This window comes from Carnobacterium gallinarum DSM 4847 (genome assembly GCF_000744375.1).
Lineage (GTDB): Bacteria > Bacillota > Bacilli > Lactobacillales > Carnobacteriaceae > Carnobacterium > Carnobacterium gallinarum.
On sequence record NZ_JQLU01000003.1, the window covers coordinates 152049 to 171835 of the forward strand.

The following is a 19787-nucleotide window of genomic DNA, read 5'->3' on the forward strand; positions in this document are numbered from 1 at the left end:
TCCAAACTCCTTAACCTTCCATTACTTTGAAATGAACCAATAAGTTCATATCTTTAGCGGCATCAATTTGTTTTAAAATTTCTTTTTGTTGTTTTTTATTCATTTGGTGTGTAATGATGACAACTTTTGCCATTTGATCAGTTTGAGGCTCTTGTATAATTTTATCAAAACCAACATCACTCGCAGCAAAAATCTTAGTCAATTCTAAAAACAAGCCTGTTTTATCTAACATTTCAATTGCTAAATAATATTTTGCATAAATTGCTTCGTCTGGGGTCATTTTTGTCTCTAATTGATAGGAATTGAATACATTTCCAGTTGTCCCCAACCGAATATTTTTAGCGACTGTAATTAAATCACTTACTACGCTTGTTGCGGTTGGTAATTCTCCCGCACCGGGACCGTAAAACATTGTTTCGCCAACAGCAGCACCTTTTACAACAACTGCATTATTTTCATTTTGAACTCCTGCTAATGGATGATTCTTAGGAACCAATACAGGACCTACATCCACTGCAACACTCCCATTCTTTTCTTCTGCAGAGCCAATTAGTTTGATTTTATAACCTAATTGTTTTGCTACTTCTATATCAGTAGATTTCACATTCCGAATTCCACGAGTTTCAATTTGTTCCAAATCAACATGCATCCCAAAAGCTAAACGAGTTAAAATAACCATCTTACGAGCTGCATCAATGCCATCTACATCATTTGTTGGATCGCTTTCAGCAAATCCAAGATCTTGCGCCTCTTTCAATACTTCTTCATAAGATTTATTTTCAGTGGTCATTTTCGTTAACATAAAGTTCGTTGTACCATTAACAATTCCTAAAACTTGTTGAATATTGTCTGAAGCCAAGCTATCTACAATAGTTCTTAAAATCGGAATTCCACCAGCAACACTTGCTTCATAATACAAATCACATTTATTTTCTTTAGCTAAGGCAACTAATTCTTTACCATGTAAAGCAATCAAGTCTTTATTGGCTGTCACAACGTGTTTTCCAGACTTTAGCCCACGACTAATGTATTCCTTAGCCACATCAATACTTCCCATTACTTCTAAAATAACAGCAATTTCAGGATCATTTAAAATATCATCTGCATTTGTAGTTAATTCTACACCTTCAGAAATCAATCCACGATTTTTTTCAATATCACGAACTAATACTTTCTTAATTGAGATTTCTTCACCTGTTACTTGACCAATTTTTTGATTATGATCTTTTAGAATCCGAACAACCCCACTACCAACTGTTCCAAATCCTAATATCCCCACTTGAATCGTTTTTTTCATTGCTTATATTCCCCCTTATTTTAAAACTCTAACAAATAAAATGATTGATTGTTCTTTCTATTCTACTCACTCACTATTGTTATCAAGTATACCGAATTATCTAACGTTCCACCAGTCTAAATTAAAAAAGTCTCTATGTAGCTTGTAAATACGAAATTCTTTCATTTTTATATTTTTTTAAATAAAAAGGAAAGATGCCTAAGCCTCTTTCCACTCTCAATTAATCTTGTAGTAATTCATAAATTTCAATTGCTATTAAGTCGATGTCATCAAATTGATAAACCGAATGATCTGAAACTTCTTCTAATTCATAGGTTTCAGCTTTTGGATCATAACTGATCAAACAACGTTCTTGACCTTCTTTTTCAAATCGACGAACTTGTACTTCACTGTCGGTATTCTCTTGCATTGCTTCTAATCTGTGGACAATAGCCACTAATTGTGAAGATTTCATTGTTTTTGTGCCCCTTTCAAACTTGACTCTTTTATATTCTAACAGATTTTATTGTAAAACGCATTAATCTAATTCGTTTCTCATGAAAAAAAAATAATTTATAGTACTTTTCCGTTAATTTTTTAAGCCCTTTTCAATAATTTTGCTAAAATTTAAAAGGGAATTTGCTTTGATAGCTGAACTTCAAGTAAAAAATACGTAAATACTAATTTTCACCGAAAAAATTAGTATTAATTTACTTGTTTTTGATACGTGACTTCATTTTTATGGTAAACTAATTTAAATTAGATGATATAGTATAAAAAAAGGAGTGGATTTATTGATGACCTCATTAACAGACAGATTTAATTCTCAAACATACAAGATTAAGGTTTCTGATATTCGCCAATTTGATGAACGTGTTTCTTCAATTAAAGATATGTTGAAATTAACATTAGGCGAACCCGATTTTAACACTCCTGAACATGTAAAACTAGCAGGGATTCAATCAATTGAAAACAACGAATCTCATTATACTGGAATGGCTGGTGATTTAGGTTTACGTAAAGCTGTTTCAAGTTTTATGCATACTAAATATAATGTAAAATTTGCACCAGAGAATGAAGTTTTAGTCACTATCGGTGCAACTGAAGCTCTTTCAGCTAGTTTATTGGCTATTTTAAATCCAGGAGATAAAATCATTGTACCCACACCAATTTATCCTGGTTACGAGCCTTTAATTACCTTAGCAAGAGCTGAACCTGTTTATATTGATACAACTTCAAATGATTTTGTTTTGACACCGGAAATGATTGAAGCTGCTATTACAGAACATGGGGCTACAGTGAAGGCTATTATTTTAAACTATCCAAGCAATCCAACTGGAGTTACTTATAATCGTAAAGAAGTCGAAGCAATTGCAAATGCTGTCAAAAAACACAATATTTTTGTGATTAGCGATGAAATTTACAGTGAATTAACTTACGGAGATACCCATGTATCAATCGCTGAATATGCTCGTGAACAAACGATTTTAATCAATGGTCTATCGAAATCTCACGCTATGACCGGCTGGAGAATTGGCTTTATTTTAGCACCTAAAGAGTTAGTTGGACAAATTGTTAAAGTTCATCAGTATCTTGTAACAAGTGCTACAACTATGGCTCAAAAAGCGGCTATTGCTGCTTTAACAACCGGCATGAACGATGCTCAACCAATGAAAGCTGAATATCTGAAACGTCGCGATTTTATCCAAGGGAAGATGGAAAAACTTGGTTTTAAAATTGCTCAACCAAATGGAGCCTTTTATATTTTTGCTAAAATTCCAGCAGGTTATTTGCAAAACAGTATGGAATTTTGTGTTGATTTAGCAGAAAAAAATCGTTTAGCAATTATTCCAGGATCAGCTTTTGGCGCTGCTGGTGAAGGATACGTTCGATTAAGCTACGCAGCAAATATGGACAAACTAGAAATTGCCATGGAACGATTAACCGATTATATTCATGGTCAAAAATCAGAAGAACTTGAAAGTAGTCGAACTCTCTAAAACCAAAAATCCCAGTGGACCATTTCCACTGGGATTTTTGGTTACTTTTAATTGGTTTAAAAAAATCACTCTTCTTTTACTGGCTTATTACCATCAGGCCACCATAGTTTAATCAGCGCTTGCGTACCATCATTCCCTTGACCTTGATTTTCTAATTTCTCATAAAGATCTTTTGCTAACGTTGTTCCTGGTAATTGAATCTCCATTTTTGCTGCTTCATCCAAAGCAATTTTTAGATCTTTGACAAAATGCTTCACAAAAAAACCAGCAGTGAAATCTTCTCGTAAAATCCGAGGAGCGTAGTTAGTCAATGACCAATTTTGAGCGCTTCCTCCACCAACAGTATCTAGCACACTTTCCAAATCTAAACCGGCAGCATTGGCATAAACTAAAAGCTCAGTCATCCCTGTCATTGTGCCAGCAATCATAATCTGATTTGCCATTTTTGTATGTTGTCCACTTCCAGCTGCCCCTTGTAGCTTTACTTTACCAGAAAATACATCAAAGATAGGTGCAACTTTTTGATAAGCCACTTCTGTTCCACCAACCATAATCGTTAGTGTACCATTTTTAGCTCCCAAATCTCCTCCAGAAACTGGAGCATCCAACACTTCAATTCCATTTTCAGCTCCTGTAGCAAATAATTTTTTTGCTAAAGAAGGCGTACTTGTAGTCATATCCACTAAAATCTTTTCATTAGTTGCTCCTTTAAAAATTCCTGTTTCACCATAATAAATTTCTTCTACATCTTGAGGATAGCCAACAATTGAAAATATAATCTCACTTGCCTTCGTCACAGCTTCTGGCGTTTCTTGCCAAACTGCACCCAAACCAACTAGTTCATCTGTTTTACTTTTTGTACGGTTATATACATTTACTGAATATCCTGCTTTTAAAAGATGTTTTACAATTGAAGCTCCCATTACGCCTGTTCCAATAAATCCAATTTTTTGTAAGGTCATATCTATTCTCTCCTTGTTTCTAAATTCTCTAACTTAAGTATAGGCTAATCTACAAAAAAATACTACTGAATCAAATTAATTCAGTAGTATTTTTATTAAGTTGTTGTCTTTGATTTTGGACTTTGAATGCTCAATGCTGCAATTCCCATGAAAATGCCTGTATAATGAGTAATTAAACGCCACAAAATTAATGCAATAACTAATTTTTCAGGACTCAAAATAAAGCTACCAAATAGTAAAGTAAAACTATATTCTGCTCCCCCTGCTCCTCCTGGTAAAGGAAACAGTGATACAATTAAAATAATAAACGCATGTAAACTAATAATTGTTAAAATATTAATCTCACTAATCCCTAAACTTCTAAGAATAAAATAAGGGACAACGAAATAAAAAATCAATTGTATAAATGTTAAAAGACTAGTTTTAATCAATAAAGAACGTTGGCTACGAATATATAAGCTTTCTTCATAAAAAGAATCAACTTTTTCTAAAAGAGAGATTTCAATTTTCATTATTTTTTCTGTAGCAATAAATTTAGTTAGGAATCCGGCAACCCAATGAATGATTTTCTTCAACCAAACTGCTTTAAAGGTGATTAAAAGTAATAACGAAATCACACCAATATTGACTACTAATCCAATTAATACAAATGTGGATAGTTTAGATAGTTGATTACTTAAGGCTTGATACCCAAATAAGACACAACTAACAAAGTTTAATACAATCATTCCTTGATAAACAACAAACTTCATCAATAAAACTGAACCACCAACACCAAAATCTACACCTGTTTTCTTCAGCGCCATTAGTTGCGCAGGTTGTCCACCACTAGAGAATGGTGTAATCGCATTAAATAGATGTTCAATCAAAGGAATTCGATACGCGTTAATAAAACTATAACTTGAATTATGCCGTTGCAATAACCCTTGAAGAATTTTTGCTTCGATTCCCCAATGAATCAGCATACAAGATAGTGCAATCAATAACCAGATCCAATTTAAATTAATTAATTCACGCCAAACTTGTGCAAATGATAGTTTTCTAAATTCCCAGGCAAATATGCCGAGTCCAATAACTAAGATGACTCCTAACGCCCATTTGTTCTTTCTATCCATCTATTCCCTCCCTCAAGAGCTTGCTTTTGATAAAAATCAATCCAGATCGTGTTTAAGCGTTCTTCTGAATAGTAGTTATTCCCGACAATAGCTTGTTCTTTTAACGCTTGATAATTTGCTGGATTCTCTTTTAAATTTCTGATTTCTCTCAGCATTGCTTCACGATCTTCACAGGCTGCATAGTAGCCATCGATTACAGGGCGATATAAAGGTAAATCTCTTAATAACACTGGTGTTTCTGTTGAAAAAGCTTCTAAAATACACATTGGAAACAATTCATTATAAGATGGCAATAAGAAAACATCTGTTAAATTATAATAATCAACCATTTGATCACGATCAATAATTCCAACAAAATCTAGATTTTTAGGTGGATGATCCATTAATTTTTTATAGCGTTCATATCCATCTGTAATTTTTCCAAACGAAAAACCACCGGCCCAAATAAATTTAATATCAGGCATTTCTTCTGCTAATTTTGCAAAGTCAAAAACACCTTTACGTTCTTGAACTTGTCCAGCACCAAATACAACAAATTGCCCATCTTCAATGGCATGCTGTTTACGTAACTCAACAATTTTTTCTGGAGAATATGCAAAAAATGTTGATTTTGCTACAAAATTAGGAATATAAGTGATTTTTTCTTCTGAAATTCCTAGTGCCACTAGCTCAGGAATAAAACTAGGGTTTACTACTACTAAATGATCCATCCGTTTATAGAAGGATACTACATAGCGATAGAGTATTTTTTCAAAAATCTTTGGTAATTTAATACTTTCTTTTAGTGTATTGGGAACAAAATGTACATAGCCAATTCGACGTCCAAAACGCTTTTTAAAAAAAGTGGTTAGATAAAACTGTGGATCAATCGTGTGGTAGTGACTAAGTTGAGTTTTTCCATATTTGTTAATGGTAATCTCAATCTCATCATTTGCTCGCTCTTTTAGTAAACGAATTAGTTCTAAATAAGCGCTCCCTACACCTTGTCCTTTCACTTTATCTGCGGATGAAAACATGTTAACTTTAATCATTTCTCACTTTCCTACTTCCCATCTTCTTATTTTGCACTTTTGACATATTCAGTCACTTCTAACTGATACCGTTGACCACTGTCTTCATAAAAGCGAATAACACGCTCTCCAAAAGTTTGGGATGAGATATCTGATAGAAGTTGGTTACGTTCCCCAACCATATTATTTTGTCTTTTTACATTTGCTAATGCTTCTAAAATAGTTCTAGCCAAATCTTTGTCTTCCATAAATAATGCTCCAAACTGATTCTCTTTAACCAACTCACGAGTATAAGCATTTTCTTTAGCAACAATATTGGTTCCACTAGCAATTGCCTCTATATATGTTAGCCCCTGTGACTCTGATTCAGAAGCACTAACAAATAAATCAGCCATTTGATAATAATTCGCTACTTCTTCACTAGGTTTTTCTCCAAGAAAATAAATATGTTCCTGAATTTTTAACTCTTGAGCTAGCTTCTCCAATGTTTCTCTTCGCGGACCCTTACCAACAATAACCAATTGAAGTTGTGGCTCTTTTATGAGTAATTCTGGCATTGCTAACAAAATAGCTTCAGTATTTTTTTCTTTTGATAAACGACTTAGCGAAAGAATAACTGGCTGATTTTCAGTTAAATCTAATTCCTTACGGATATTTCTTTTGGAATCCACTGATTTAAATTGGTTTAATTTTACACCAGTTGGAATAATTTGTATATCTTCTTCTACACCATATTCTTCAAGTTGGTTTAATACTCTTTCACTTGGTGCAATTACGCCAACTGTTTGATTACAGAAATAGCGCGACAGTAATTTCACATGATTAGGACGCAAAATTTTTCCTTTTGCAATATAATGTAAATAATCTTCATACATTGTATGGTACGTGTGAACTAAAGGGATATCCAAGTGTTCAGCAACGTGCTTTCCAATAAAGCCTAAACTAAATTCTGTATGAGTATGAATAATATCCAAATTCAATTCTTTTGCTTTTTTCAAAGCTAAAGAAGTGCCGCCAATAGCAATTCGACGATCTTTAAAAGAATACAATGGAATACTTGTTAAACGAATAATATGATTTTCTGTTAAATCCGCTTTAGGATCAGTGGTAGTAAAGATTGTTACATGATGCCCTTTTGAATTCAATTCTTCTTTTAAAGTTCTAATTGATGTTGCAACCCCACTTACTTGTGGAAAATACGTATCCGTAAATATACCAATATTCATTTTAACACTCCTTTTTCTTCTTGTTTCGATGAATAAGCTCTAAAACGACTTACACCATTATCTATACTTTTATTTTAAAAGTAATTCCATAATTTTGTATCCACCTAAAGTTGCATTTACTTGTAGGCTTAAGTCTTATTTTAAGCTAAGACAATTACTTCGATACAAACAAAAAGACAAGTTTTGCCTAGTTCAAATAAAGGTACCCCTCTGAATTAAGATTACCATATAATACACAATTTTTCATTTAAAATAGATGGAATTCTGAATTTCTTAATGATTTACTATGTATAAATCCACGTATAGCAGCATTTCCCTACAAAATAAAAATGACTATAAGCAAAATCTGCTCATAGTCATTATAGTTTATTTATTTAGTGTAAGATTCAACTAATGCAACAACTTCTTCAGCAGTATCACAATCATTGATTGCTTTTTCTGCTAATTCAGCCATTTTTGTTGTATCTAGACGTTTCATTAAACTACGAGTTTTCAAGATACTTGAAGCACTCATAGAGAATTCATCTAAGCCTAGACCCATTAACAATGGTACTGCCGTTTGATCTCCAGCCATTTCACCACACATACCCGTCCATTTACCTTCTTTGTGAGAAGCATCAATTACATTTTTAATTAAACGTAAAATTGATGGATTATATGGTTGGTATAAGTATGAAACGCGTTCATTCATACGATCTGCTGCCATTGTATATTGAATCAAATCATTTGTTCCGATACTGAAGAAATCAACTTCTTTAGCAAATTTGTCAGCAATTACTGCTGCTGCTGGAATTTCAATCATAATACCAACTTCGATATCGTTTGAAACTGCAACGCCATCTTTAACTAATTTTTCTTTTTCTTCAAGTAACATGCCTTTTGCTTGACGGAATTCGCCAAGTGTAGCAATCATAGGGAACATAATGCGTAATTGTCCATGAACAGAAGCACGTAACAAGGCCCGTAATTGAGTTCTAAACATATCTGGTTGCGCTAAACAAATACGAATTGCACGGTAGCCTAGGAACGGATTCATTTCATGTGGTAAAGTTAAATATGGTAACTCTTTATCTCCACCAATGTCCATCGTCCGAACAACAACTGCTTTGCCTTCCATACCTTCAAGAACAGCTTTATAAGCTTCATATTGATCATCTTCTGTCGGAAAATCAGGAGAATCCATATATAAGAATTCAGTTCTGTATAAACCAACAGCTTCTCCACCATTATTTTTCACACCAACTAAATCTTTAGGTGTTCCAATATTAGCAGCTAGCTCAATGTGTTTTCCATCAGCAGTTAGCGTTTTTTCATTTTTCAGCTTATCCCATTCAGCTTTTTGAGCTGCGAAATCGGCTGCAATTTTTTCATATTTTGTTACATCAGTAGCTTCAGGGTGAATTAAAACATCTCCCTTAAGGCCATCAACAATTAGCATATCATTTTCTTTAACTTTAGCTGTAATTTCTTTTGTTCCAACGATTGCTGGAATTTCAAGAGAACGAGCCATGATAGCTGAATGCGATGTACGTCCACCAATATCGGTTACAAAAGCCTTAACAAATTGACGATTTAATTGTGCTGTATCACTTGGTGTCAAGTCATGAGCAACAACGATTACTTCTTCATCAATCATTGAAGGATTTGGTAATTTCACACCTAATAGATGACTCATTACACGTTTTGTAACATCTTTAATATCAGCTGCACGTTCTTGCATGTAAGGATTATCTTCCATGCCTTCAAACATACCGATAAACATATCCGTAACGTCTTTTAAGCCACTTTCAGCATTTACTTTATTGTCTTTGATGTTGCTTTCAATGTTCCCGATTAATTCTGGATCAGAAAGAACCATTAAGTGGGCATCAAATACTTGAGCTTCTTTTTCACCTAAGCTTTCAGCAGCTTTTTTACGGATCAATTCAAGTTCTTGTTTTGCTTTATCTAATGCTTTTGCAAGACGTTCATTTTCTGAAGCAGAGTCCTCAACTGTAATTTTGTTGAATGATAAATCGGGTTCAATTAGCATATAAACTTTAGCAATAGCTACGCCATCACTTGCTGCAATCCCCTTTAACATTTCAACCATTATTCAGCTAAGCCTTCTTTCTTCATTGTTTCTACGATTCCAGCGATAGCATCAGCTTCGTCAGCACCTTCAGCAGTAATGACAACATCAGCACCTTGGCCAACGCCTAATGACATAACTCCCATGATAGATTTTAAGTTTACAGATTTACCTTTGTATTCTAAATTGATATCTGAGTTAAATTTGCTTGCTGTTTGCACTAATAATGTAGCTGGGCGTGCATGGATCCCTGTATCTGCTACTACATGAAATTCGCGTTTTTCCATAATAATTAAGTCTCCTTCAAAATATATATTTTATTTTAGAGTTACAATTAAAAACACAATTAAAAGTCGAAAAATCGCCTTCTAATAAGTGATTATTCAAAAATAACCCTTTCATCTTTAAAGATTACCATTTTTTACATCATTCTACAACTATTTTCTGCTTTTCTTTACCGAACTTTTAATTTTCAGTCGGAACCAGACGATAAATGGTTTCACCACGAAGTTTTGCTTCTCCAACAATTTGATTTTTTTGCGGATGACTTAGCCAAATTGTTCTAAATATCATGAAATCTTCCTTTTTAACTAACAGTTCTGAAATACTGCCGGCAACCAGTTCATCCACTTGATTTTGCATTTCTTCAGATGACATTAAATTCCCTTCTTTCTAGTTATTTTACATTCTTCATCAAGAGAAAAATACTTAGGATTTTCTTGTGAACTAACTCTTCCAATATACGCTTAAACTCTGTTAATCACAAATTTATTATACTACAAATCAGAGAATACGAATCATCCAATTTACTCATTATTATTTAATAATGATGGTTTCAGCTTGGTTATATAATATAGTAGAAACTAGAATTTTCCTAATTGAAGACTATTTACATTTCACTATTTTAGATTAAAAACGGAATAGGTAGACGCTAAAGTGTAGCTCTTATAGTGATTTACATTTCACTATTTTAGATTAAAAACAGGTACCCCAATTAACCCTGTAGTATCAAGGGGTTAGAAAGGCTACTCTGTCGACCTCGTGTTTTTTTAGATTTCTTTGTTTTCATTTTAACATAACTTCACCAAATTATCATCAAGAAACCAGTATTAGCATGGGCTAGGGCAAATCTGTCGATCTCCCCACTTTTTTACACTATCGTAGGTCGACAGATTCTCACAATGTTCATTTTTAAATACACTAAAAATCAATAAATCTAAGCAAAGAACTTGAAAGTCAATAAAGGTCAGTGTATAATGATATTCATCAAGGTCAGTAAAGGTCAGCCTTTTTATTCAGTAAACTTGTTGTGCCTTTTTCTGTTCTTTGCTTAAAACTAAAAACAAACACTATTATCGAAAGGTTGTGACTTTTATGTTATGTCAAAACTGTAATCAATACGATGCAACAATTCATTTATATACAAGTATGAACGGCCAACGAGGACAAATTGATTTGTGCCAAAATTGCTATCAAGAATTAAAAGCTGCTAAAGAACGTGGCGATTTAAAAATGAACCGCCCTAGTTCGCCAGATCCTTTTGGACTTGGTGGTTTAGATGATTTATTTAAATCATTGCAAGGGAATCAACCCGCTCAAGGTCAGCCACATTCACAAAATTTACCTCCAACTCAAACTGGTGGTGGAAATGGTGGAGGTCGACGACCAAATGGTAGTCAAGGCGGCTTATTGGGAGAATATGGTACCAACTTAACTGATTTAGCCAAACAAGGAAGTATCGATCCAGTTATTGGACGCGATCATGAAATTCAACGTGTGATTGAAATACTAAATCGCCGAACTAAAAATAATCCTGTTCTAATTGGAGAACCGGGAGTTGGTAAAACTGCTGTCGTTGAAGGATTAGCTCAAAAAATTATTGAAGGCAATGTTCCTCAAAAACTAATGGATAAAGAAGTAATTCGTTTAGATGTTGCTAGCCTAGTTCAAGGTACTGGAATTCGTGGTCAATTTGAAGAACGTATGCAACAATTAATGGCCGAATTGAAAAAGAATCCTCAAATCATCCTCTTTGTTGATGAAGTTCATGAAATCGTAGGTGCTGGTAGTGCTGAGGGTAGTATGGATGCAGGCAATATGTTAAAACCTGCCTTAGCTCGTGGAGAATTGCAAATGGTTGGTGCAACCACTCTTAAAGAGTACCGTACTATTGAAAAAGATGCAGCCTTAGAACGTCGGATGCAACCTGTTCGAGTTGATGAACCTACTCAAGAAGAAACGATTACTATTCTTAAAGGAATTCAAAAAAAATATGAAGATTATCACCAAGTTAGCTATACAGATGAAGCCATTAAAAGTGCTGTAACTCTATCTAGTCGGTACATTCAGGATCGTTTCTTGCCAGATAAGGCAATTGATCTACTTGACGAATCTGGTTCTAAGAAAAATTTGACGATTCAAACAGTTGATCCTAAAATTATTGAAGACAAACTAGCCGAAGCTGCTGCTCAAAAACAAGCCGCTCTTCAGCAAGAAGACTATGAAAAAGCAGCTTTTTATCGAGACCAAGCAACTAAACTAGCTGCTATGCGCGATCAGCAACAACCTGAAACAGAAAAACCAATCGTTACTGAAAAAGATATGGAACAAATCATTGAGATGAAAACCAATATTCCAGTTGGGGATATTAAAGAAAAAGAACAAACTCAACTGCGTAATATTGCTGATGATCTAATGAAACATGTGATTGGACAAAATGAAGCCATTGAAAAAGTTTCTAAAGCTATTCGTCGTAATCGAATTGGACTAAATAAAAAGAATCGTCCAATTGGATCCTTCTTATTTGTTGGACCAACCGGTGTTGGAAAAACTGAATTAGCGAAACAACTAGCAGTTGAATTATTTGGAACTGAGGATTCTATTATTCGATTTGATATGAGTGAGTATATGGAAAAACACAGTGTTGCTAAATTAATTGGTTCCCCTCCTGGTTATGTTGGCTATGATGAAGCTGGACAGTTAACAGAGAAAGTCCGTCGAAATCCGTATAGCATTCTTTTATTAGATGAAATTGAAAAAGCTCATCCAGATGTAATGCATATGTTCTTACAGATTTTAGATGATGGACGCCTAACAGATGCTCAAGGACGTACAGTTAGTTTCAAAGATACGATTATTATTATGACTAGTAATGCGGGTACTGGAAATGTTGAGGCTAACGTTGGTTTTGCTGCTACAAATAGTTCTAAACAAAGTTCCGTGCTCAACCAACTAACAGACTTTTTCAAGCCTGAATTTATTAATCGTTTTGATGCGATTGTTGAATTCAATCAATTAGATAAAGTTCATTTAATTGAAATCGTTGATTTAATGTTACAAGATGTGAATACAATGTTAGTCGATCAAGGGATTTCAATTGATGTGGATCAAAGTGCAAAAGAAAAATTAGTTGAACTTGGGTATGATCCTAAGATGGGAGCTAGACCTTTACGTCGAGTGATTCAAGAACAAATAGAAGACAAGATTGCTGACTTCTATCTTGACCATCCAGAGATTAAGATTTTAACTGCAACATTGGATGATGCCAATGAAATCAAAGTTTTAGCAAAAGAGATAGATGCACCTACTTCTGAAGTCGTTTTAACTAAAACAGCTGACGAAGAATAACTAAAAGAACAAATCCCCAAAGTTATCTAGGGATTTGTTCTTTTTATTTGCACTTATTATCCTGTAATAATTTTTTCTGTTGGGTATAAATAATTTAAATCCTCTTTTTCTTTTGGTACAAGTAGCATCAGCATATATAACATCCCTACCCGACCAATAAACATTAAAAGCATAATCATAATTTTGCCAAAAATTGATAAACTAGGAGTAATTCCTAGGGATAAACCTGTTGTTCCAAATGCCGAAGCAACTTCTAGAACAATCGAAATCAAACTATGTTTTTCCGTGACACTTAAGACTAATACGCTGAAAAAACATAAAGCAATGGATAAATTTAAGACGACAATTGATTTCTTTATATCGTCATTATGAATACGGCGACCAAAAATATTGATATTTTCACGACTTCTAATAAATGAGAACAAATACAGTACGACAATTGCCAAAGTAGTCGTCCGAATCCCACCACCTACCGAGCTGGGACTGGCTCCCACAAACATCAAGGATGAGAATAATAATAGTGTTCCATCACTGAAATTACCTAATGGCGTTGTTAACAATCCGGCATTTCTTGTACTAATTGAAAAGAACATTGAATAAAATGCACTTTCTGTAAAATTCATTCCTTTAAAAAAGCTATTCATTTCCAACAACCAAATCAAGATGCTACCAACTACAAATAAAATCAAGAAAGCCCACATCGATATTTTAGCAAATAAGGAAAAACGAAACGGTAAATCATGTCGTTTCTTTTTATACTTGATAAAAGCTTTAATTTCAATTAAGACAGGAAATCCAATTCCACCAACAACAATCAATAACATGATAATCGTTTGGACAAAATAATCTTGGGAGAAATCCATTAATGATGTTCCTGTAATATCTGCTCCTGAGTTAGTTACTGCTGACACAGCATTGTAAAATCCAAAAAAGAAAGCATCTTTTACAGAGTAAAAACGTAAAAAATAAATACTTAAAATAAAACCTCCCACAATCTGAAACCAGACAATAATCGCTAATGCATCGCGAATTAATCGAACAATACCACTTAAGTTAGGTTGGTTCATATCAGCCATAATTAATTGTCTTTGTTTTAACGAAATCTTACGTTTTGATAAAATAAAAAATGAAGTTGAAATCATCATAATACCTAAGCTGCCTAGTTGAAATAAAACCATCAACAGGCCTATACCACCACGATTATAAGTAGTTCCTAAATCAATTGTGGTTAACCCTGTTACACTAATTGTACTGACAGCAGTAAACATCAAATCTAAAAAAGATAACGAACTTCCAGGCATCCGAAAAATGGGTAAAGCTAATAAAATTGCAGCAATCATCACTGCAATAAAGTAAAAAATGACAATCATTTGAATCGAAGAAAATCGACCAGCCAATTTTCGCAGCATTTTTTTTATTTTTGACAAAGCTTATTCCTCCAGTTCTTAATTTTGATAACTATTTTTCCATTTACTATGTACCTGGTCCCTTGAATAGTATAACTAATTCTATCACATTTTCACCAAATAAAAAGATGAAATAAATAGGCTATAATCTTTGATAAACACTACCATTAATTATATAATAGAATTGATAAGATAAACTACTCGAAGAGGTGAGAAGTAAATGAAATTAATCGATGTAACTAATAGTCATTCTGCTTTAGTCACAGAACAGTTAGGAAACACAGATGCAGTCTTTATCAAAGTCTATTCCTTAGGTCAAACAACCATTATTTATTCAGGAGCTGCTACTCATAAAGATGTTATTTTAACAAATAAAATGCGCAATATTAAAAACAATGAAGTCAGTTTTGCAATCTCCGATATTTTAGAAACTACTCCGGATAATGTTGATATTCTGAAAGCACCTAATTTAGTTGAAATCTCTGTTAATTTATAATACAATCTGCTAAACCATGATACCTAGCTGTCTAAAAACAATGTTTAGCTAATAATAAAGTCCAGGATTTACCTTTATAAGGTAAATCCTGGACTTTATTATTTTTTACAGCAATGCACTTAATTCTACATTTGGGTACTTATCATTAAACCAACGCATCGCAAATTGATTTTCAAATAAGAATAAAGGCTGATCGTATCGATCACGTACTAATAAGTTACGACTTGAAGACATGTTTTCATCTAGATCTTCCGGACGAATCCAGCGAGCAATTTTATTCCCCATAGAGGTCATAATAACTTCCGCATTGTATTCTCCAAGCATTCTGTGTTGGAAAACTTCAAATTGTAATTGTCCTACAGCTCCTAGAATGTATTCCTCAGTGTGATACGTTTTATAAAGCTGAATCGCACCTTCTTGAACAAGCTGATTCATGCCTTTATGGAATGATTTTTGTTTCATTACATTTTTAGCACTAACTTTCATAAACATCTCAGGAGTAAATTGTGGGAGCTTCTCATAGGATACATTCATTTTTCCTTCAAATAAAGTATCCCCGATTTGGAAGTTTCCTGTATCGTATAATCCGATAATGTCTCCTGCAACAGCATGTTCCACTGTTTCACGACTTTCCGCCATAAATTGAGTTGAATTAGATAACTTCATCTTACGAGCAGTTCGTGATAAGGTCACATCCATTCCACGTTCAAATTGACCTGAGCAAATACGTAAAAAGGCAATCCGATCTCGGTGAGCAGGGTCCATATTGGCTTGAATTTTAAAGACAAATCCTGAAAATTCACTTGTGTATGGACTAATTTTTTCACCATCATCTGTTTTATGGGCTGTTGGACTTGGAGCAAATTGCAAATACGTATCTAGGAATGTTTGTACACCAAAATTCGTTAAGGCTGATCCAAAGAATACTGGTGTTAATTCACCTCTAGCAATACGTTCTTCTGAGAATTCATTTCCAGCTTCATTTAACAACTCAATATCTTCTAACGCTTGATCGTAAACATTAGAAATTTTAATTGGATGATCTCCTTCGATTTTACCTTCTGCATTTAATTCAACAAAGCGTTCACCGCCATTTTCATCAGGGCGGTGAATTTCAATGCGTTTATTATAGTTATCATATAATCCTAATAATCCTTTACCCATACCAATTGGCCAGTTCATTGGGTAAGAATCAATTTCTAATACTTCTTCCAGTTCTGCTAGTAAATCAATCGGTTCTTTTCCATCACGATCTAGTTTATTGATGAATGTAAAGATAGGAATCCCGCGCATACGACAAACTTTGAATAATTTCTTTGTTTGTGGCTCAATTCCTTTTGCACTATCAATGACCATCACAGCACTATCTACAGCCATTAAAGTACGGTAGGTATCTTCTGAGAAATCCTCATGCCCTGGTGTATCTAAGATATTTACGCGCTTTTCTTGATAGTCAAATTGCATAACTGAACTTGTTACCGAAATCCCACGTTGTTTCTCAATCTCCATCCAATCGGATTTTGCAAATTTACCTGTTTTTTTACCTTTTACCGTTCCAGCTTGGCGAATCGCCCCACCAAAAAGTAAAAGCTGTTCTGTAATTGTTGTTTTACCAGCATCTGGATGCGAAATAATCGCAAAGGTTTTACGCGATGCTACTTCTTTTTTTAATTTTTGCTCCATCGTATCATTCCCTCATTTATTCAAATTTTATCTAATTTAATTATTTAATAGTTCAATTGCTGACTACATTTCTTCACCAATTTCCTCTTAGTTTATTTAATTATCATTCCAAAAGAAACATTAACTAGCTTATTATAGCATTTTAAGGCGCCTTTTTAAATCCCAATTTAAAAACTTTCTACTATTAATAGAAGATTGTCACACCTTACGAATAATTCAAGATAACTTCTAGACTTAATCTATGATTTTAGTTAAACTAATTTAGAAGACCATTTATGGAAGGAGCAAACTATGGCTTATAAAAGATATCTACTAATCGATCAATTTCTGTATGAACATAAAAAAGAGATTATAGATGGTTGGTTTACATTTTATTATACAAAAACACAAGAATATCGGTTGCATTCAAATTTTGATGAATTTAGTGAAAATTTGAAAGTTGAAGTTACTTATCTATTTAAAAAATCTTTAGCACATACGTTTAAATCCAAAGAAATGAATCAAGAGCATCACCACTTTGGTGAGAATCGAGCAGCCATTTCAACTTCTTTGGAAGATCTTAGTACAATGACCTTTTCAATGGAAGCCTACATTGGTCAATTTTTATCTAATGAGCTAGAAAAAGGTACTTTGGTCATTTCTTATCAAGATCTATTTAATTACTCTGTTCGTATTCGTGTCTATTTTACTGCTGCATTCCAATCTATTTTGGCTGGATATATGAGTTACTTGGTTGGGCATATGAATGAAATAATGGGTTAACCTTCTTTTTCTAAAAAAGAGCGTGAATCAAACTACAAAATAGTTTGACTCACGCTCTAAAATTTTATCATTTTTTGCAGTATTAAGTGTTTAAAAGTTTAACATGAATTGACATTAAACGGGTACTTTCAACTTCTTTAGAAATCAATTCAACTTTATCTAATTTTAACGAAATATTCTCATTATTCTCTGGAATTGTACCTAATTCAGTTAACATATAGCCTGCAATTGTATCAACATCCTTGCCTTCTATATCTAAATCAAATAATTCATTGAATTTTTCAATAGGCATTCGACCTTGAATAATGTAATTTCGGTCATCTACTTTAGCATATAAATCGGAAATTTCATCATACTCATCTTCAATCTCGCCAACAATCTCTTCAACTAAATCTTCCAGTGTCACAATTCCTACAACGCCGCCATATTCGTCTAAAAGGACGGCCATCTGATTTTGTGTTTTCTTTAATTCAAACAATAAATCATCAATGAAAATTGTTTCCGGTACAAATAATGCTTCATTTAAAATTGATTGTATCTCAATTTTTTCAAAACTCACTCGTTTAGCTTCTTTTAATACATCTTTTAGATGAATCACACCAACAATCGAGTCTTTATCTTCTTTATAAACGGGAACTCGTGAATAGCGACAATCCAATAGCAAATCAATATTTTCTTGATCGCTATCTTCAATATTAATCATAAAGGTATCTGTTCTTGGTACCATTACTTCACGAGCCATTTTAGTATCTAAGGAAAAGACACCTTTTATCATATGAAATTCTGAAGCTTCTAGAATACCGTCCTTTTGACCGCTTTCTAGCATAAAACGCATTTCATCTCGTGTTAGTTTTTCTTCCTCTTTTACCATCTCTATTGGTGTTAATTTTACTAGTAGATCTGTTGAAAAAGATAAGAGCATCACAAAAGGTTTCATAATTTTTCCGATTAAAGTAATCGAACCGACACTAAATTTAGAAACAGCCTCTGCTTTTTGCATGGCAATTCTTTTAGGATACAACTCTCCAAAAACTAACGTTACATAAGATAAGATAACCGTCACTACAATAATTGAAACTTCTTTTCCCCAAACAGCATTTCCAAATACCGGTTCTAATCTAGTTGCAATACTTGTAGCAGCTGACGCACTTGAGAAAAATCCGGCTAACGTAATCCCAACTTGAATTGTTGCTAAAAAACTGTTTGGATTTTCTAGTAATTTCACAAGTCGTTGAGCCTTTTTATCTCCATTATTCGCTTGGTTTTCCATTCTTCCCTTATTAAGAGATACTAATGCAATTTCTGCTGAAGCAAAAAAAGCATTTAATAGCGTTAAAGCTAAAATTAAAATCAATTGTCCAACAATCGACTGACTTTCAGGGTCAGGGGTCATTCAAACATCCACTCCTCTTTCTTTTCAATTTATTTTTTATTAGTGAATTTAATCATAGCATATTCCTTAGTCAATGACAATACCGATAAAACACGTTAGTTATTTTTATAAAAACAAAAAAGCAAGCTTAAACGAAACTAATTTACTAGTTCAGCTTAAGTTCACTTCATAGATTTATACATTATTTAGTCATTAAATCCTTTTTTCCCAACATATCCATCTTTTGACCAAATATTTTTCTTGGCCTTTCTTGCACTTTCTTCCGCATCCTTTAACTTTTGAAAGTATAATTCATCACCTGAATAATAGCCTAAACGTGCTAACCCTTCTTTTAATAAAACTTCCTCTACCAATTCGTTATCTGCATAAAGATAGGCTAAGGTTCGGTCATATTGATCAACTTTTTCATGTTTGGGATCATACTCAATGGTTAGTTTTTTACCTTTTAAATAGCTTGTTAAAAATTCTTTTGCTTCTTTCCCGTATGGTTGAGCGCTTCCGGTCTTTTGCGTATTACTTTCAGGTGTATCAATTAATAGAAGACGCATTCTTTTACGCTCACCTTTATCTTTCATAAGAATAGTATCACCATCCACAACTCTTTCTAGAGTCACTTCGGTTTGATCCTTTGATTGAGCCGATTGCTGCTCTTGTGTCTTTGTTTCACTAGGCTGTTGATTTTCATTAACAAATAAAGCACCAATTCCAATCGCTGCTATTGCCGTCACAATTGAAATAATTTGTTTCATATTCTTCATAG

At 33.5% G+C, this 19787-nt stretch carries 17 protein-coding genes; 4 read left to right on the top strand and 13 right to left on the bottom strand.

Features of this window, described 5'->3' with window-relative positions; genetic code table 11:
• Positions 1-10: 10 nt before the first annotated feature.
• Both BR43_RS01695 and BR43_RS01700 read right to left on the bottom strand, forming a co-directional pair.
• A complete protein-coding gene (locus tag BR43_RS01695) occupies positions 11-1297 on the bottom strand; it encodes a homoserine dehydrogenase (RefSeq protein WP_034558813.1) in 1287 nt (428 codons plus the stop codon).
• A 220-nt stretch (positions 1298-1517) separates the two neighbouring features.
• On the bottom strand, positions 1518-1751 hold the full coding sequence (locus BR43_RS01700; protein WP_034558816.1) for a YkuJ family protein: 234 nt from the start codon (positions 1749-1751) through the stop codon (positions 1518-1520).
• Positions 1752-2073: 322 nt separating this feature from the next.
• On the opposite strand from BR43_RS01700, the gene BR43_RS01705 reads away from it, so the two are divergent.
• Positions 2074-3276: a pyridoxal phosphate-dependent aminotransferase gene (locus BR43_RS01705; protein WP_034558818.1), complete on the top strand. Its 1203-nt coding sequence runs from the start codon at positions 2074-2076 to the stop codon at positions 3274-3276.
• Positions 3277-3341: 65 nt separating this feature from the next.
• On the opposite strand, the gene BR43_RS01710 is transcribed toward BR43_RS01705, so the two are convergent.
• The 7 genes from BR43_RS01710 to BR43_RS01740 all read right to left on the bottom strand — a co-directional run bounded on the left by BR43_RS01710 (position 3342) and on the right by BR43_RS01740 (position 10317).
• Entirely contained in the window at positions 3342-4238 is an 897-nt protein-coding gene (locus tag BR43_RS01710) for an NAD(P)-dependent oxidoreductase (RefSeq protein WP_034558820.1), read from the bottom strand.
• Between the two features lie 95 nt (positions 4239-4333).
• Positions 4334-5353, bottom strand: coding sequence for a lysylphosphatidylglycerol synthase transmembrane domain-containing protein (locus BR43_RS01715; RefSeq protein WP_034558822.1), 1020 nt, complete (start codon positions 5351-5353; stop codon positions 4334-4336).
• Entirely contained in the window at positions 5326-6384 is a 1059-nt protein-coding gene (locus BR43_RS01720) for a glycosyltransferase family 4 protein (protein ID WP_034558824.1), read from the bottom strand. Before BR43_RS01720 ends, BR43_RS01715 begins: the two co-directional genes overlap by 28 nt.
• A 26-nt stretch (positions 6385-6410) precedes the next feature.
• Positions 6411-7589 carry a glycosyltransferase family 4 protein gene (locus tag BR43_RS01725; RefSeq protein ID WP_034558826.1) on the bottom strand — a complete coding sequence of 393 codons (1179 nt, stop codon included), beginning with the start codon at positions 7587-7589 and terminating at the stop codon, positions 6411-6413.
• 370 nt (positions 7590-7959) lie between these two features.
• Positions 7960-9681 carry a phosphoenolpyruvate--protein phosphotransferase gene (gene ptsP, locus BR43_RS01730; RefSeq protein WP_034558828.1) on the bottom strand — a complete coding sequence of 574 codons (1722 nt, stop codon included), beginning with the start codon at positions 9679-9681 and terminating at the stop codon, positions 7960-7962.
• A complete protein-coding gene (locus tag BR43_RS01735) occupies positions 9681-9947 on the bottom strand; it encodes a phosphocarrier protein HPr (RefSeq protein WP_034558838.1) in 267 nt (88 codons plus the stop codon). The genes ptsP and BR43_RS01735 overlap by 1 nt, the downstream gene beginning before the upstream one ends.
• A 178-nt stretch (positions 9948-10125) precedes the next feature.
• Complete coding sequence (locus BR43_RS01740; RefSeq protein ID WP_034558840.1) at positions 10126-10317, bottom strand: hypothetical protein; 192 nt, start codon at positions 10315-10317, stop codon at positions 10126-10128.
• Between the two features lie 717 nt (positions 10318-11034).
• Between BR43_RS01740 and BR43_RS01745 the strand changes: the two genes are divergently transcribed.
• Entirely contained in the window at positions 11035-13287 is a 2253-nt protein-coding gene (locus tag BR43_RS01745; RefSeq protein WP_034558842.1) for an ATP-dependent Clp protease ATP-binding subunit, read from the top strand.
• 56 nt (positions 13288-13343) lie between these two features.
• Here the strand turns inward: BR43_RS01745 and BR43_RS01750 are convergent, their stop codons facing one another.
• Positions 13344-14696, bottom strand: a complete 1353-nt coding sequence (locus tag BR43_RS01750) for a TrkH family potassium uptake protein (protein ID WP_211252894.1) — start codon at positions 14694-14696, stop codon at positions 13344-13346.
• Between the two features lie 217 nt (positions 14697-14913).
• Here BR43_RS01750 and BR43_RS01755 point away from each other — a divergent pair, with 217 nt between their 5' ends.
• Positions 14914-15189, top strand: coding sequence for a DUF1827 family protein (locus tag BR43_RS01755; protein ID WP_034558846.1), 276 nt, complete (start codon positions 14914-14916; stop codon positions 15187-15189).
• Positions 15190-15294: 105 nt separating this feature from the next.
• On the opposite strand, the gene BR43_RS01760 is transcribed toward BR43_RS01755, so the two are convergent.
• Positions 15295-16872 carry a peptide chain release factor 3 gene (locus tag BR43_RS01760; RefSeq protein ID WP_034558848.1) on the bottom strand — a complete coding sequence of 526 codons (1578 nt, stop codon included), beginning with the start codon at positions 16870-16872 and terminating at the stop codon, positions 15295-15297.
• Between the two features lie 291 nt (positions 16873-17163).
• Here BR43_RS01760 and BR43_RS01765 point away from each other — a divergent pair, with 291 nt between their 5' ends.
• Positions 17164-17634, top strand: coding sequence for a hypothetical protein (locus tag BR43_RS01765; RefSeq protein ID WP_034558850.1), 471 nt, complete (start codon positions 17164-17166; stop codon positions 17632-17634).
• A gap of 82 nt (positions 17635-17716) precedes the next feature.
• On the opposite strand, the gene BR43_RS01770 is transcribed toward BR43_RS01765, so the two are convergent.
• Together BR43_RS01770 and BR43_RS01775 are read right to left on the bottom strand one after the other, a co-directional pair.
• Positions 17717-19027 carry a hemolysin family protein gene (locus BR43_RS01770; protein WP_034558852.1) on the bottom strand — a complete coding sequence of 437 codons (1311 nt, stop codon included), beginning with the start codon at positions 19025-19027 and terminating at the stop codon, positions 17717-17719.
• A 185-nt stretch (positions 19028-19212) separates the two neighbouring features.
• A complete protein-coding gene (locus BR43_RS01775; RefSeq protein ID WP_034558854.1) occupies positions 19213-19785 on the bottom strand; it encodes a thermonuclease family protein in 573 nt (190 codons plus the stop codon).
• Between the last annotated feature and the right edge of the window lie 2 nt (positions 19786-19787).